Genomic DNA, 14,931 nt, shown 5'->3' with positions numbered 1-14,931 from the left:
AGGATTATCTGGATTTTCCCTCATGACGACACCTGTTGCTTCCCTTTCTCAAGATGAACTGAAAACTTTGGTCGGACAAGCCGCGCTGAAATACGTGGTGGCCGGCGCTATTGTGGGCGTGGGCACGGGCTCCACGGTCAACAAGTTCATCGATGCACTTGCCACCATCAAGGATCAGATTCTGGGCGCTGTCTCCAGCTCCGTGGCCAGCACCGAGCGCCTGAAGGCCCTGGGCATCAAGGTGTTCGATGCCAACGAAGTGGACAGCCTGGCCGTCTACATCGACGGTGCTGACGAGATTGACGGCAAGGGCTATATGGTCAAGGGCGGCGGCGCTGCTTTGACTCGCGAGAAGATTGTGGCGGCTCTGGCTGAGCGCTTTGTCTGCATTGCCGATGAGTCCAAGCGTGTGGATGTGCTGGGCAACTTTCCTCTGCCCGTGGAAGTGATTCCCATGGCTGCCGCTCAGATTGCCCGCCGCTTCGAAGCCATGGGCGCTGACGTGACGGCACAAATCCGCATGAAGGACGGCACGCCCGTGGTAACCGACAACGGCCAGCATATTCTGGATGTGCGCAATCTGAAGATTGCCGATCCGCTGGCGTTTGAGTCCGACGTCAACCAATGGCCAGGCGTGGTGACTGTGGGTGTCTTTGCCCACCAGAAGGCTGCCGTGTGTCTGCTGGGAACGGCACAAGGCGTGCAGACGCTGGAATACTAAAAACGGCTGGTTCGCGGCCGCTGTTGCGGCTTGAGCGGCTGGATTGAAAAGGCCCTGCCAGTGGAATTCACCGGCAGGGCCTTTTTGCAGCCTTTTTTAATTAAAAATAGGCTATAGCCTATTATCTATAAGCGTAAGTAGCTATTTAAATAGTAGCGGCTTCCGGCAAGTCGGCAGGCTTGGTGCGCGCCAGTTTCATCACCTCGTGCGGGGGCAGGGTCTTGAGGCGGTGATCGCTCCAGGTCTGTCGCCAGCGGCGGGCACCGGGCAGGCCGTTGCGCAGGCCCAGCATGTGGCGGGCAATGGAGTACCAGTGCGTGCCATGCTCGCGGGCTTCGCGCTCCATATAGAGCACCATCTGCTCTTCCACGCTTTCGCGCGTGCGCTCCTTGCTGTCGTCGCCATAGAACAGCGCATCCCAGGAGGCCAGCCACCAGGGGTTGTGGTAGGCCTCACGGCCCACCATCACGCCGTCGACCTGTTGCAACTGCTCCAGCACGGTGTCATCGGTCTTGATGCCGCCATTGACGGCAATCGTGAGCTGGGGAAAGTCTTTTTTGAGCTGACTCACCATCTCATAGCGCAGCGGCGGAATCTCGCGGTTCTCCTTGGGCGACAGGCCTTTGAGCCAGGCGTTGCGGGCGTGGACGATAAACACCTCACAGCCGGCATCGGCCACTGTGCCTACGAAATCGCACACAAAGTCATAGCTCTCGATCTTGTCGATGCCGATGCGGTGCTTGACGGTGACTGGCACGTCCACCACATCCACCATGGCCTTGACGCAATCGGCCACCAGACTGGCCTCGTTCATCAAACAGGCGCCAAACGAGCCGCGCTGCACGCGTTCGCTGGGGCAGCCGCAGTTGAGGTTGATCTCGTCATAGCCCCATTGCGCACCCAGACGGGCGCTTTGCGCCAGATCGGCAGGCTCGCTGCCGCCCAGTTGCAGGGCAACAGGGTGCTCGCTAGGATCGAAACGCAGATGGCGCGGAACATCGCCATGGATCAGGGCACCGGTGGTCACCATCTCGGTGTAGAGCAAGGTGTGCTGGCTGAGCAGGCGGTGCAGATAACGGCAGTGCCTATCTGTCCAATCCATCATGGGGGCAACCGACATGCGCCACATGTTGTGAAGTGGTTGATTTTCTTTGATGTTTATATCGTTCATCGATGACATTCGAGGGCTTGCAGCACTGATTCAGCACCCTGAAAAACGCCCCAAAACCCCGATTCATGTCCCTGAGTGCTACAGGCAGTGCTACGAAAACAGCATGTAGCACTGGCAGCAGGGGACGACTACAGCCAGGAAGAGAGCGGACGGCCAGAGCGCATGTGCAGCCCGGATCCGTCTAAAGGATAAGGGTAGTATTGTGCACACAGAGGCGCAAACTTTCACTCGCAAGGCTTTGGCCAGGGCAAGCTAAAACGCAAGAGGCTTGCCCACAGAATGCCCGCTAGCCAATTGGAGAAGGCTGAGCTTGGCGAGGTGTTGGCTTGGGGCGTCAAGGCTGAATGGGCTGAAAAGCTTCTGCAAAGCAGCGGAATCTCGGGTATTCCCGCAAAGCAATTACGAGCGCTTGCCATAGCCTTGACACACTGGACTTGCATCCGCTCATACACAAGCGATGGTGCATCGGCACATCTGCCGGTCAAGCCCACGGACCGCTACGCCATCCGCGACAGCACACCGGCCCTGCCGAGCAGGCCAACGAACGGCCAGCATTGGCAGGCGCCTTTCCTCTTTATCCATTGACCAGGCTCAGCGCATAGCTGCGCCTGTGTGTCAAACGCGCAATGGCCAGCTGGCAGCTGGCGGCCATTGGAATTGAATCGATCAGAGACTTCATATGCATCCAGATACCAGCTTGCTTCAACCATCGAGGCCGAGCGAGCGCAGCCGTAACTACCTGGGACTGGCTCTTATTGCCAGCATTGCGCTGACCGCCTGCGCGGGCAAAGAAGCCGCCAAGCCAGAAGCCCAGCTTGTCTACACCAACGCCAATATTTTGACGGTAGACCAGAGCAATGCGCAGGCCGAGGCCGTGGCCATACGTGACGGAAAAATTCTGGCCGTGGGCGCAGCCAAAGACATTGCCGGATTTATAGGAGCCAACACCAAGGTGGTGGACCTGCAGGGCAAGACCATGATCCCCGGCATCTATGACGCGCACAGCCACTTTGCCGTCGCCAAATTGACGGGCACTTTTGTGGCCGATCTGAACAGTCCGCCCATAGGCACGGTGCGCAACATCGGCGACATTGTGACGCTGCTCAAGGCCCAGCAGGCCAAGGTTGGTGCCAAGGAGTGGGTCAGCGGCTCGGGCTACGACGACACTTTGCTGGCCGAAAAGCGCCATCCCACGCGCGCCGATCTCGACCAGATTTCGGCGACACAGCCGATTTTCCTGACCCATGTCTCGGGCCACCTCGCCGTCGCCAACAGCGCCGCGCTGGCCCTGGCGGGCATCACGGCCAGCACTCCCAACCCTGAGGGAGGAGTCATTCGCAAGAATGCCAAGGGCGAGCCCGATGGTGTGCTGGAGGAGACGGCCTTGTACCTGGTTGCCAAAATCCGGCCGGCGTTGACCGACGCCCAGCAGCGCGAAGGCATTCGCCTGGCCGGGCAATGGTACGCATCGCACGGTGTCACGACGGCCAACCACGGTGCAGCGACCACGCCCGCCCTGTTGAAGATGCTTGATGAGACGGCGTTGGCCGGAAAACTGCCTATCCGTGTGGTGACCTGGAGCGGCTTCGACACCATGGACGCCGTGGACAAGGTGAAGCTGAGCAGCGGCAAGATCAAGGTTGGCGGGGTCAAGGAGTTCTCGGACGGCTCGATCCAGGGCTATACCGGCTATCTGGGCGAGCATTACCACACGCCTTTTCACGGCGACACGCATTACCGTGGATTTCCGCGCTTTACCCGCGAAGATCTGGCGGCAAGAGTGCTGAAAGTGCACGAATCCGGCCGCCAGATCATGATCCACGCCAATGGCGATGCGGCCATCGACGATGTGCTGTATGCCTACCGCAAGGCGCAGGAGGCATCGCCGCGCAAAGATGCCAGGCAAGTCCTGATCCACTCGCAGATGATGCGAGAGGATCAGCTGGACGAGGTCAAGCGTCTGGCTGCCATCCCCTCCTTTTTTGTGCTGCACACCTATTACTGGGGTGACCGTCACCGCGACATCTTCATCGGCCCGGATCGGGCATCACGCATCAGCCCGGCGCGCTCGGCCAAGGAGCGGGGTCTGGTCTACACCATCCACACGGACACGCCCATCGTGCCCATGGAGCCCATGCGCCTGATCTGGTCTGCCGTGAACCGCGCGACCACCAGCGGCGTGGTCCTGGGCGCGGAGCAGCGTATTCCAGTCGCCGATGCCTTACGCGCGACGACGATCAACGCCGCCTACCAGAACTTTGAGGAAAAAGAGCGGGGCTCCATCGAAGTCGGCAAGTACGCGGACATGGTGGTTCTGTCCGATAACCTCGCCAAGGTCGATCCCATGGCCATCAAGGACATCAAGGTGCTCGAGACCATCGTCGAAGGCCAGTCGGTCTATCAGGCCGCTCGCTGATCGAGGCTTGAGGGGAGGGGGCAGATGCTGCGTGCTTCTGCGCTCTCCCTATCTGCAGCGGGTAGGCATGTGGCCAGTCGTAAAGTCTATGTCGTCCAGTTCATTTGCGGTGGCGGTGGCTAGTGCAATGGCAAAGCGAGGACTAAGCTTGGGCTGCTCGGCTTACCGGCTGCGCTATGGCAGCTTCGGGCGAAAGGAGCTCTTATGCTGACCCATTGTGCTGTGACGACGATGCTGCCGGTGATGGATATGGATCGCGCCCGGGCCTTCTATGAAGGCTGTCTGGGCTTGACGCGTGGGGTGTTACGCCCCGACGGCAAGTTTGTCTATATGGTCGGCGGCAGTGCACTGGCATTGTTTCCCAAGCCCGGTGGCACCAAAGCGGAACATACGGCCATCAGTTTCCAGGTCTCGGACATTGCCGCAAGCGTCGAAGAGCTCAAGGGCAGGGGAGTGGTGTTCGAGGACTACGACTTTCCGGACTTCAAGACCCTCAACCATGTTTGCGTGCTGGGGTCCGAGAAAGCTGCCTGGTTCAAAGATACCGAGGGCAACTATCTCTGCATACACCAAGATTTGGCGCCGGCCGGCGGAGAGGGCTAGCGGAGGGGCCCCAGGCCGTTGTCGGGTCTGAGAGTTTTCGAGTATTGCTGGCATAGATCCCGCGATCTGTTGGTGGCAGCACGACAGGGCACAGAGTGGCGCACACGACTTGGTCCATCGGCGATTGGTGATTGAGTCGAGGTGGCAGACCGCGCTGGACAAAGCCAGGTTAGTACAGAAATACCGCAATGCGAGGTGTGCCTGCAAAGCAACCAAGTAGCAAGACCTGTGTTTGCAGCGTCACGCTCTGGGAGCTCAACGCATCTTGGACCTGGAGTTTCGAGGCAACGCCAATTTCGTCAGCGTATTTTAATATTTAATGTAACTTACATGTAGGTGATTGGCAGACCTAAAAAATGAAAAGGCACAACTCGACCTAAAAACTAGAGGCCCGCTAAAGCGGGCCTAATGTCAAACAACCACGCTGTTTTTCCAGCGATCGACTGGTTTCCCGTACATGGTCTCGATGTCCTGCTCGTAATAGGCCATCAGGTTCTTGCGTTTGAGCTTGAGGGTAGGGGTCATGAGACTGTTGTCAATCGTCCAGGGCTCCTGAACCAGATGCACTGCGCGCGGCACGGCATAGCGGGCAAAGCTGCGGGTCTGCTTTTCGATACGGGCCAAGGCTTCGCGTTCTGCCGCCGAGTGGTTGAGGCTGGCAGGGTCTGAGGCGTCCAGGCCCTGCGCCTGGGCCATGGCCTGCCATTCTGTGGTGTTGACCACGGCGATGCAGGCGATGAAGGGCCGGTCTTCGCCCAGTATCAGGACTTGCTCGAACAGCGGATCGGCCATGATGGCTTGCTCCACATCGTTGGGCGGCACTTTCTCGCCAGTAGAGGTGACGATGATCTCTTTGATGCGCCCTTGAATCCGAACTCGTCCGTCTTCCATGACGGCTTGATCGCCGGTCTTGAGCCAGCCGTCTGCGGTAAAGGTCTTGGCCGTGTCTTCGGGGCGGTTCCAGTAGCCGCGCATCACCATGGGGCCGCGAATCTGCAGCTCGCGGTCTTCGCCGATGCGCAACTCGGCGGTGGGCAAGGCCCGGCCTACGGTGGCCGGATGGTTGTCGTCCAGCGCATTGGCCGCCACGACAGGCGCTGTTTCCGTCATGCCATAGCCCTGTATCAAGGGCAGACCCAGGCCCAGAAATACGCGGGCGTTGGCGGCCGACAGCGGTGCGCCACCACTGACGGCGGCGCGCAAGCGCCCGCCAAACTGGGCCAGCAGCGGCTTGGCAACCAGTATTTGCAGCAGCCACCAGGGAAGATGCTGCATCCAGCCACCGGTGTCCGTATCAGCTTCGGCAGCAGCCGCTTCGGGTTTGATGCCCTGGGCTTGGCAAAAACGCTTCCACCCTACAGCCACGGCAGCGTTGAAAAGCCGGTGCTTGAATGGCGATTTGGCCAGCGCCTCGACAATCTTGGCATTCACGCGTTCATAGATGCGCGGTACGGAGATGAGCACCGTAGGCTTGACGGTCTTCATGTCCTCGGCAATCTGAGCCACCGATCGGGCATAGGCCACGCAGGAGCCGCAGGCCACCGCCAGGTAGTAGCCCGTGGTGCGTTCAAAGGTATGCGACAGCGGCAGAAACGAGAGAAACACATCGCTGGGAAAAGCCTGTACCCGTTGCATGACGGCATGCAGGTCGCTGACCACATTGCGGTGGGTCAGCATCACGCCTTTGGGCTTGCCTGTGGTACCCGAGGTGTAGACGATGCCTGCCAGGTCCTCTTCGGCCGGCGGCGCAGGCAAGGGCCTGTTTTGTTCCCGGCCCTTGGCTAGCCACTGAGATAGAGGAAGCAGCGGTATTTGCTGCAATGCCTGTATTTCTGGCGACGCGTTTTCATCGACCAGCCGCCGAGCGTCGTAGCCCTCTTCTGCCGCCTTGCCCTGAGGGGCTAGGATGACGGCCTTGAGCTCGGGCAGGCTCTGGCCCGTGGCGCATATTTTTTGCCAGGCTTTGGCGTCGGCCACCAGCAGCAAGGAGGCACCGGAATCGGCCAGGATATAGGCCACACTGCCGGCGTTATCGATGGCGTGCAGCGGCACCGGTACCAGGGCGCAGCGCAGACTGGCCTGGTCCATGGTCATGGCATCCAGGCCGTTGGGCAGCAAAATGGCTACGCGCGCGCCAGCAGGCAGCTGCTGGGCGGCCAGTGCCTTGCACCATTGCAGCACACGTTCCTCCGTCTGCTTCCAGCTCAAGCTGCTCCATTGCTGGCGGCTTTCGTCAAAACTACGGTAAGCCTCGCCCTCGGGTGTTTCGCTCACGCGCAGCGCCAGCAATTGCGGCAAAGTCTGTGCCTGGGTGATGGAGGCCGGCAGATTGGCCATTTCCAGCACGGCGGTGGCAGTGGAATTTGTCATGGGTCGAATCCTGGGAGATGGGCGAACTTGGAGCGAGCCAGCTGCCGGGCGACATGCCGTTGCAGCTAATCCTGCAGCTCCCGGAATAATAGCTGCTTGTGCGCTAAGGCCGGCAGACGCCGCGACCTGCCCGGGCCATCCACGACCTGCTGCGCTGAAAATATAGAGAAAATAGCCTGCAAGACCAATAGATATATCCGAATATAGCTACTTATTTAATAGCAATATCCGGCAATCGCAACCTGTCATCAATGAGCGACGGATTGCTGCTGCCTGATACCTTCATAGCAAACGCCGATGTAGTGGTGTACCCGGTCATGTTCATCGCGCACGGCGGTGATGGACAGGTGGTGCGGGTTGCCGGTATGCAACAGCTTCCAGTCGCCTTGCCAGTGGCCGGTACGCAGCACTTCGGTCCAGATGCTGGAAACACTCGCTGTGGCGCCGGCATCATCGGCGATATCGATGTACAGGGCCGAAAATTCCTTGTTGCGCGCGGTTTTGCGCGACAGGCCGCTCATGCGCTCGTAGGCCGGATTGATGTCCACCACGCGGCGGTTGGCATCCAGCACCACCACACCTTCGTAGCTGTGCTCAAACACGGTGACGGCAATACGCAGATCGCGTGCGGTCTTCTTCTGCTCGCTCAGATCCGTCAAGATGCCCACATACATGCGTTGCCCGCGGGCGTCGGCCTGGCTGAGCGCCAGGCGCAGTGGAATCAGCGTGCCGTCCTTGTGCTGGGCCAGCACTTCCGAGACCTTGTCCTTGAGCGGAGGACCGCCGTCTTGCTGAATTTTCTCGTGCTGCAAGACATAGTGGTCGTGCTGATCGGCCAGGGCAGCGGGCATGAGCATTTTCACGCTCCGGCCTATGACCTCCTGCGCGCTCCAGCCAAAGATGCGCTGTGCGGCAGGGTTGTAATCGAGCACGATGCCGCAGGTGTCTATGCAGATAATGCCGTCTGCGGCCATTTGCACCAGGGCACGCAGATGGGCGGCATTCATGTCTTCAATCATCCAGCGTGAGCGGTAATGCAGCAAGGCATTGGCCTGAACGATCAGGCTGCCTACGCCCAGTGCGACCAGGGCAATCGTCAGGGCCAGAACCTGAGAGTCGTCGCCAGGCATCTGCTCATATAGCGCACTCTCATACCCATCGCTTACGCGCAAGGCCAGCATGGCGGTGTAGTGCATGCCGGCTATGGCGCCGCCCATGATGATGGATGCCCCCATCTTGCGGGCCAGCGAATGCGATAGATCAGCGCTCGCCAGACCGAAGCGTACCCAGAGTGCCAACATGGCCAGTGCAATACCCACCAGCAGCGACAGCGTAAACCAGGGGGCGGAGTATTGGTGTGGCGAATGCGTTTGCATGGCAGCCATGCCGCTGTAATGCATGGCGGCGATACCCAGGCCCACCAAAATTCCTCCCAGAATCAGCGGCAAGCGCTGCAGCTGTGGCCTGGCCAGCAGCGCCAGCACCACGGCCGAAGCAGCAATGCCAGGGAAGATGGAGAGTATGGTCAGCGGCAGGTCATATTTCACATCGGCATGCAGGGTGTATCCCAGCATGGCAATGAAGTGCATGGCCCAGATACCGGCGCCCAGGCTGAGACTGCCGCTGCCAATGGCCAGCATGCGCAACTGTGGTGTAACGGCTTTTTGCGCCAATGCAGCCAGGCGCAAGGCCTGGCTGGAAGCAATCACGCTGACCAGAAACGAGAGCAGAACCAGCCATAGATCATGCTCGCCCATGGTTGGGGGCATATCTGAGGGACCGCTCCAGAAAAAGTGGGCCAGCATTACGAGAAATCCTGTAGGAATGTATCGAGCATTCAGTTACATCTATAGCTTCCCACAAAATGGGTAATTTCAGCTAGTGAAATATGTAGGTGTTTGTGTCTGCAGGATAAAACTGACGCGCGATCAGAATCGTCTTACCAAGCCATGCGCGGCATTTGCGGCGGGATCTGGGCTGGGCGTACACGCCACTTAAAGCGTGGGCGAGGTGACGCTGCGCGCAAGCCGTGTTGCTGCGGCTAGGTGGCGGCTACCAGCCCATTGCTGAAATGCTCGCGTACTGCCGTCGCCGCCATGTCTCCATTGCGCTGCAGCAAAGCGGACATGATGGCCTCGTGCTCAGCCAGCGAATCCTTGATACGGCCTTGCTTGAACAGCGACTTGTGGCGATTGAGCTTCATGACCTTGCGCAAATCGGCCACCAGCTGATCGCGCCAGCGGTTGTCTGCGTAGTCCAGGATTTGCATGTGAAAGCTCTCATTGAGCTCAAAGAAACGATCCGCGTCCTCGGTGTTGTCCACCAACTGTTGGTGGGTTTCATGCAAAGCGGCCAGTTGCTCGTCGCTGGCCGTATCGGCCACGACCTTGGCAGCATCTGCTTCCAGCAAGCTCAGCAGGTGGTAGACGTCGGCAATATCCTTGGGCGAGACTTCGGTCACATAGGCGCCGCGGCGCACCTTCATGGTGACCAGGCCTTCGGCAGCCAGCACTTTCAGCGCCTCGCGCAAAGGCGTGCGGCTGATGCCGTATTCCTCGGCAAGCTTGAGTTCGTCAATCCAGGCGCCCGGCTCCAGCTCATGCTGAAAGATGCGCTGGCGCAACTGCTCCGCCACTTGTTCATACAGTGCGCTGGGGGTCAAAGTTTTTCTTGTCATGTCGCCCGATTGTAGATGCTGAATATTTTGAATTCATAATTATGAATAATGTACACTTGCGACATCTAGGTACTTCACCGCAATTCCACTCAAAACTTCGTCGCGTTTCGCGCACAGGACAAGAGAGACACCATGAGCCAAGAGAACCCGACAGCCCAGGGCCAGACCGAATTTCCCGCTGCTGATCTGCAAGCCTGGAACAAGGCTGCCAACAAGGCGGCCCCCGGTGGAGACATCAACAATCTGAACTGGGTCACGCCGGACGGCATCACCGTCAAGCCTCTGTACACGGCGCAAGACACTGCCGATCTGGCCTACACCGACACGCTGCCGGGTTTTGCTCCCTATATTCGCGGTCCTCAGGCCACCATGTACGCGGGCCGTCCCTGGACGATTCGCCAGTACGCCGGTTTTTCCACCGCCGAGGAATCCAATGCCTTCTATCGCAAGGCCCTGGCTGCCGGCGGTCAAGGCGTTTCCGTGGCCTTCGATCTGGCCACGCACCGCGGCTATGACTCCGACCATCCCCGCGTGACGGGCGACGTGGGCAAGGCCGGCGTAGCGATCGATTCGGTGGAAGACATGAAGGTGCTCTTCAACCAGATCCCGCTGGATAAGGTCTCAGTCTCCATGACCATGAACGGCGCCGTCCTGCCCGTGCTGGCCGGCTATGTGGTGGCGGCCGAAGAACAAGGTGTGTCGCAGGACCAGCTCTCCGGAACGATTCAGAACGACATTCTGAAAGAGTTCATGGTGCGCAACACTTATATCTACCCGCCCAAGCCGTCGATGAAGATCATCGGCGACATCATCGAGTACACGAGCGCGAACATGCCCAAGTTCAACTCGATCTCGATCTCCGGCTATCACATGCAGGAAGCCGGCGCCAACCAGGCGCTGGAGTTGGCCTTCACCCTGGCCGACGGCAAGGAATACGTGAAGACCGCCGTGGAAAAAGGCATGGACGTTGACGCTTTTGCGGGCCGCCTGTCCTTCTTCTGGGCGATTGGCATGAACTTCTATCTGGAAGTGGCCAAGATGCGCGCTGCCCGCCTGCTGTGGTGTCGCATCATGCAAAAGACCGGTGCCAAGAACCCCAAGAGCCTGATGCTGCGCACCCACTGCCAGACTTCCGGTTGGTCGCTGACCGAGCAGGATCCTTACAACAATGTGGTACGCACCACCATCGAGGCCATGGCAGCCGTCTTTGGCGGCACCCAGTCGCTGCACACCAATGCGCTGGATGAAGCCATTGCCCTGCCTACCGAGTTCTCCGCCCGTATTGCCCGCAATACCCAGCTGATCATTCAGGAAGAAACCCACATCACCAATGTGATCGACCCCTGGGCCGGTTCCTACATGATGGAAAAGCTGACCCAGGAAATGGCCGACAAGGCCTGGGCCATCATCGAGGAAGTGGATGCCATGGGCGGCATGACCGCGGCCGTGGATTCGGGCTGGGCCAAGCTCAAGATCGAAGCCGCCGCCGCCGAAAAGCAGGCCCGCATCGACTCCGGCAAGGAAGTCATCGTCGGCGTCAATAAATACAAGTTGGCCAAGGAAGATCCGGTCGACATTCTGGAAATCGACAACGTCAAGGTGCGCGACGGCCAGATCAATCGTCTGAAGGATATCAAGGCAAAACGCGATACAACCCAGGTGGAACAAGCGCTGGCTGCTCTCACTTCGGCAGCAGAATCGGGCCAAGGCAATCTGCTGGATCTGGCTATCAAGGCCGTGCGCCTGCGCGCCACCGTGGGTGAAGTTTCCGACGCGCTGGAAAAAGTCTACGGCCGCCACCGCGCCGATACGCAAAAGGTGACCGGTGTGTACGCTGCCGCTTACGACTCCGCCGAAGGCTGGGACAAGCTGAAGGAAGAAATCAACACCGCCTCCGAAGCCCTGGGTCGTCGCCCTCGCGTGATGATTGCCAAGTTGGGTCAGGACGGTCATGACCGTGGCGCCAAGGTGGTGGCTACCGCCTTTGCCGATCTGGGTTTTGACGTGGACATGGGCCCGCTGTTCCAGACACCCGAGGAATGCGCCCGCCAGGCGATTGAAAACGATGTGCACGCCGTGGGTGTCTCCACCCTGGCTGCCGGTCACAAGACTCTGGTGCCCGCCATCATTGCCGAGCTGCAAAAACAAGGCGCTGACGACATCATCGTCTTCGTGGGCGGCGTGATTCCTGCGCAGGACTATGATTTTCTGTACAACGCCGGCGTCAAGGGCGTCTACGGCCCCGGCACGCCAATTCCTGCCAGCGCCAAGGACGTGCTCGAGCAGATCAAGAAGGCCAACGGTCTTTGATCGGCCCCGGTTGCATACAGAGCAAAGGCGATCCAAGTGACTCCTGAGCAAATGCAAAACGGCATCCTGCACGGCGAACCCGCCGTGCGCCGCCGGGCCATGGCCAAGGCCATTACCTTGCTGGAATCTTCGCGTGCCGACCACCGCGAGCAGGCCGACGGCTTGCTCACGGCTCTGCTGCCGCATACGGGCAAGTCTTTCAGGCTGGGCATCAGCGGCGTACCGGGCGTGGGCAAATCCACCTTCATCGAGGCGCTGGGCCTGTACCTGATTGCTCAGGGCCTGCAGGTGGCGGTGCTGGCGATCGATCCCTCGTCCACCGTCTCCGGCGGCTCCATTCTGGGCGACAAGACCCGCATGGAGCACCTGTCCATGAATCTGCAGGCCTATATCCGCCCCAGCCCCAGCAGTGGCACGCTGGGCGGCGTGGCCGAGAAGACCCGCGAAGCCATGCTGGTCTGCGAAGCGGCCGGCTATGACGTGGTCATCGTCGAGACCGTGGGGGTGGGCCAGAGCGAGATTGCCGTGCACGGCATGACGGACATGTTCTGCGTGCTGCAGCTGCCCAATGCGGGCGATGATCTGCAGGCCATCAAAAAAGGCGTGATGGAACTGGCCGACCTGGTAGTCATCAACAAGGCCGATATCGATCCCCATGCCGCCACACGCGCCCAGGCGCAAATCACCTCCAGCCTGCGCCTTCTGGGCATGCACGGCAATCCTGACCATGCAACCCACGGCGCCCTGTGGCAGCCGCGCGTGCTGCAGATCAGTGCCTTGCTGGGCCAGGGGGTGGATGCTTTCTGGGCGGCGGTTGCCAGCTTCAAGGACATGCAGACCAGCAATGGCCGCCTGGCCTTGCGCCGCGAAAAGCAGTCGCTGGCCTGGATGTGGGAGCGCATCGACTTCGGCCTCAAGCAGGCGTTTCGCCAGCACACCGAGGTCAAGGCTATGCTGCCTGCATTGCAAGCCGATGTGGCTGCGGGTCGCATCGCTGCCAGTACAGCGGCAAGAAATCTGCTTCTAGCTCAAATGAAGTAAGCGTAAGAAGCTCACTTAACCATAGCATCGCACTAGCAAACATTGCGAGACAAACAACCCAAATCACGTTAGAGGACAAGCATGCAAGACGATATCCTGAAGCAGCTGGAAGCCAAGCGAGAACTCGCCCGGCTGGGTGGGGGACAAAAGCGCATCGATGCGCAGCACAAGAAGGGCAAGCTCACGGCGCGTGAACGCATCGAGCTGCTGCTGGACGACGGCACCTTCGAAGAGTGGGACATGTTCGTGGAGCACCGCTGCACGGACTTCGGCATGGAAAACACCAAGATCCCCGGCGACGGCGTGGTCACCGGCTACGGCATGATCAACGGCCGCCTGGTCTTTGTGTTCAGCCAGGATTTCACCGTTTTCGGCGGTGCACTGTCTGAAACCCATGCCGAGAAGATCTGCAAGGTGATGGACCAGGCCATGAAGGTCGGCGCTCCCGTCATCGGTCTGAACGATTCGGGTGGTGCACGTATCCAGGAAGGCGTGGCTTCCCTGGGCGGCTATGCCGACGTGTTCCAGAAGAACGTGCTGGCTTCGGGCGTGGTGCCCCAGATCTCCATGATCATGGGCCCCAGCGCCGGCGGTGCCGTGTACTCGCCGGCCATGACCGACTTCATCTTCATGGTCAAGGATTCGAGCTATATGTTCGTGACCGGCCCTGAAGTGGTGAAGACCGTGACCCACGAAGAAGTCACGGCAGAAGAGCTGGGCGGTGCCATCACTCACACCACCAAGAGCGGCGTGGCCGACATGGCTTTCGAGAACGACGTGGAAGCACTGATGATGCTGCGCCGTCTCTACAACTACCTGCCGCTGAACAACAAGGAAAAGGCCCCGGTACGCGAAACCACCGATCCGGTGAACCGCGCCGACCTGTCGCTGGATACGCTGGTGCCCGAGAACGCCAACAAGCCCTACGACATGAAGGAGCTGATCCTCAAGACCGTGGACGATGGCGACTTCTTCGAGCTGCAGCCCGAATACGCCAAGAACATCCTTATCGGTTTTGCCCGCATGGCCGGCCAGACTGTGGGCGTTGTGGCCAACCAGCCCCTGGTGCTGGCAGGCTGCCTGGATATCAAGTCTTCCATCAAGGCCGCGCGCTTTGTGCGCTTCTGCGATGCTTTCAACATCCCCGTGGTGACCTTTGTGGATGTGCCCGGCTTCATGCCCGGTACCAGCCAGGAATACGGCGGCATCATCAAGCACGGCGCCAAGCTGCTGTACGCATACGCTGAAGCCACAGTGCCGAAAATCACCGTCATCACCCGCAAGGCCTACGGCGGCGCGTACGACGTGATGGCTTCCAAGCACTTGCGCGGCGACGTGAACCTGGCCTGGCCCCATGCCGAAATCGCCGTCATGGGCGCCAAGGGCGCGGTGGAGATCATCTTCCGCGAAGACAAGAACGACCCCGAGAAGCTGGCCGCCCGCGAAGCCGAATACAAGGCCCGCTTTGCCAACCCCTTTGTGGCCGGCGCCCGCGGCTTTATCGACGATGTGATCCAGCCGCACGAGACGCGCAAGCGCATCTGCCGCAGCCTCGAGATGCTCAAGAACAAGCAGCTCGACAATCCGTGGCGCAAGCACGGCAACATCCCGTTGTGAAAGCG

Annotated in this window: 11 protein-coding genes; 7 read left to right on the top strand and 4 right to left on the bottom strand. The window is 59.8% G+C overall.

What is annotated here, in order from left to right; genetic code table 11:
- Positions 1-22 precede the first annotated feature (22 nt).
- A complete protein-coding gene (rpiA, locus tag EAO39_RS12920) occupies positions 23-721 on the top strand; it encodes a ribose-5-phosphate isomerase RpiA (RefSeq protein ID WP_120967959.1) in 699 nt (232 codons plus the stop codon).
- A 145-nt stretch (positions 722-866) separates the two neighbouring features.
- On the opposite strand, the gene dusA is transcribed toward rpiA, so the two are convergent.
- A complete protein-coding gene (gene dusA, locus EAO39_RS12915) occupies positions 867-1,892 on the bottom strand; it encodes a tRNA dihydrouridine(20/20a) synthase DusA (RefSeq protein WP_120967957.1) in 1,026 nt (341 codons plus the stop codon).
- Positions 1,893-2,171: 279 nt separating this feature from the next.
- Between dusA and EAO39_RS22595 the strand changes: the two genes are divergently transcribed.
- The 3 genes from EAO39_RS22595 to EAO39_RS12905 all read left to right on the top strand — a co-directional run bounded on the left by EAO39_RS22595 (position 2,172) and on the right by EAO39_RS12905 (position 4,911).
- Positions 2,172-2,477, top strand: coding sequence for a hypothetical protein (locus tag EAO39_RS22595; RefSeq protein WP_162989561.1), 306 nt, complete (start codon positions 2,172-2,174; stop codon positions 2,475-2,477).
- Positions 2,478-2,571: 94 nt separating this feature from the next.
- The gene (locus EAO39_RS12910; RefSeq protein ID WP_120967955.1) at positions 2,572-4,308 is read left to right on the top strand and encodes an amidohydrolase; all 1,737 of its coding nucleotides are present in this window, start codon (positions 2,572-2,574) and stop codon (positions 4,306-4,308) included.
- 204 nt (positions 4,309-4,512) lie between these two features.
- On the top strand, positions 4,513-4,911 hold the full coding sequence (locus EAO39_RS12905; RefSeq protein WP_120967953.1) for a VOC family protein: 399 nt from the start codon (positions 4,513-4,515) through the stop codon (positions 4,909-4,911).
- Between the two features lie 411 nt (positions 4,912-5,322).
- Here the strand turns inward: EAO39_RS12905 and EAO39_RS12900 are convergent, their stop codons facing one another.
- From EAO39_RS12900 to EAO39_RS12890, 3 genes are all read right to left on the bottom strand, one after another.
- The gene (locus tag EAO39_RS12900; protein ID WP_162989642.1) at positions 5,323-7,248 is read right to left on the bottom strand and encodes a long-chain fatty acid--CoA ligase; all 1,926 of its coding nucleotides are present in this window, start codon (positions 7,246-7,248) and stop codon (positions 5,323-5,325) included.
- A gap of 281 nt (positions 7,249-7,529) precedes the next feature.
- Positions 7,530-9,050 carry an MHYT domain-containing protein gene (locus EAO39_RS12895; protein ID WP_240466989.1) on the bottom strand — a complete coding sequence of 507 codons (1,521 nt, stop codon included), beginning with the start codon at positions 9,048-9,050 and terminating at the stop codon, positions 7,530-7,532.
- 272 nt (positions 9,051-9,322) lie between these two features.
- A complete protein-coding gene (locus EAO39_RS12890) occupies positions 9,323-9,958 on the bottom strand; it encodes a GntR family transcriptional regulator (RefSeq protein WP_120967947.1) in 636 nt (211 codons plus the stop codon).
- 132 nt (positions 9,959-10,090) lie between these two features.
- On the opposite strand from EAO39_RS12890, the gene scpA reads away from it, so the two are divergent.
- From scpA to EAO39_RS12875, 3 genes are all read left to right on the top strand, one after another.
- Positions 10,091-12,268 carry a methylmalonyl-CoA mutase gene (scpA, locus tag EAO39_RS12885; protein ID WP_120967945.1) on the top strand — a complete coding sequence of 726 codons (2,178 nt, stop codon included), beginning with the start codon at positions 10,091-10,093 and terminating at the stop codon, positions 12,266-12,268.
- A gap of 36 nt (positions 12,269-12,304) precedes the next feature.
- Positions 12,305-13,309 carry a methylmalonyl Co-A mutase-associated GTPase MeaB gene (gene meaB / locus EAO39_RS12880; RefSeq protein WP_205589382.1) on the top strand — a complete coding sequence of 335 codons (1,005 nt, stop codon included), beginning with the start codon at positions 12,305-12,307 and terminating at the stop codon, positions 13,307-13,309.
- Between the two features lie 81 nt (positions 13,310-13,390).
- Entirely contained in the window at positions 13,391-14,926 is a 1,536-nt protein-coding gene (locus EAO39_RS12875; protein WP_120967941.1) for an acyl-CoA carboxylase subunit beta, read from the top strand.
- Positions 14,927-14,931 lie beyond the last annotated feature (5 nt).

It is taken from the genome of Comamonas sp. lk (assembly GCF_900564145.1).
Classification (GTDB): Bacteria; Pseudomonadota; Gammaproteobacteria; order Burkholderiales; family Burkholderiaceae_C; genus Comamonas.
The sequence above is the reverse complement of the archived record's forward strand: the minus strand, read 5'-3'. Positions and strand labels throughout refer to the sequence as shown.

Excerpts from the sequence above, each read along its gene's own strand:
- rpiA (WP_120967959.1), top strand. The coding sequence starts at position 23 with ATGACGACACCTGTTGCTTCCCTTTCTCAAGATGAACTGAAAACTTTG.
- dusA (WP_120967957.1), bottom strand. The coding sequence starts at position 1,892 with ATGAACGATATAAACATCAAAGAAAATCAACCACTTCACAACATGTGG.
- EAO39_RS22595 (WP_162989561.1), top strand. The coding sequence starts at position 2,172 with ATGCCCGCTAGCCAATTGGAGAAGGCTGAGCTTGGCGAGGTGTTGGCT.
- EAO39_RS12910 (WP_120967955.1), top strand. The coding sequence starts at position 2,572 with ATGCATCCAGATACCAGCTTGCTTCAACCATCGAGGCCGAGCGAGCGC.
- EAO39_RS12905 (WP_120967953.1), top strand. The coding sequence starts at position 4,513 with ATGCTGACCCATTGTGCTGTGACGACGATGCTGCCGGTGATGGATATG.
- EAO39_RS12900 (WP_162989642.1), bottom strand. The coding sequence starts at position 7,248 with ATGGCCAATCTGCCGGCCTCCATCACCCAGGCACAGACTTTGCCGCAA.
- EAO39_RS12895 (WP_240466989.1), bottom strand. The coding sequence starts at position 9,050 with ATGCCCCCAACCATGGGCGAGCATGATCTATGGCTGGTTCTGCTCTCG.
- EAO39_RS12890 (WP_120967947.1), bottom strand. The coding sequence starts at position 9,958 with ATGACAAGAAAAACTTTGACCCCCAGCGCACTGTATGAACAAGTGGCG.
- scpA (WP_120967945.1), top strand. The coding sequence starts at position 10,091 with ATGAGCCAAGAGAACCCGACAGCCCAGGGCCAGACCGAATTTCCCGCT.
- EAO39_RS12875 (WP_120967941.1), top strand. The coding sequence starts at position 13,391 with ATGCAAGACGATATCCTGAAGCAGCTGGAAGCCAAGCGAGAACTCGCC.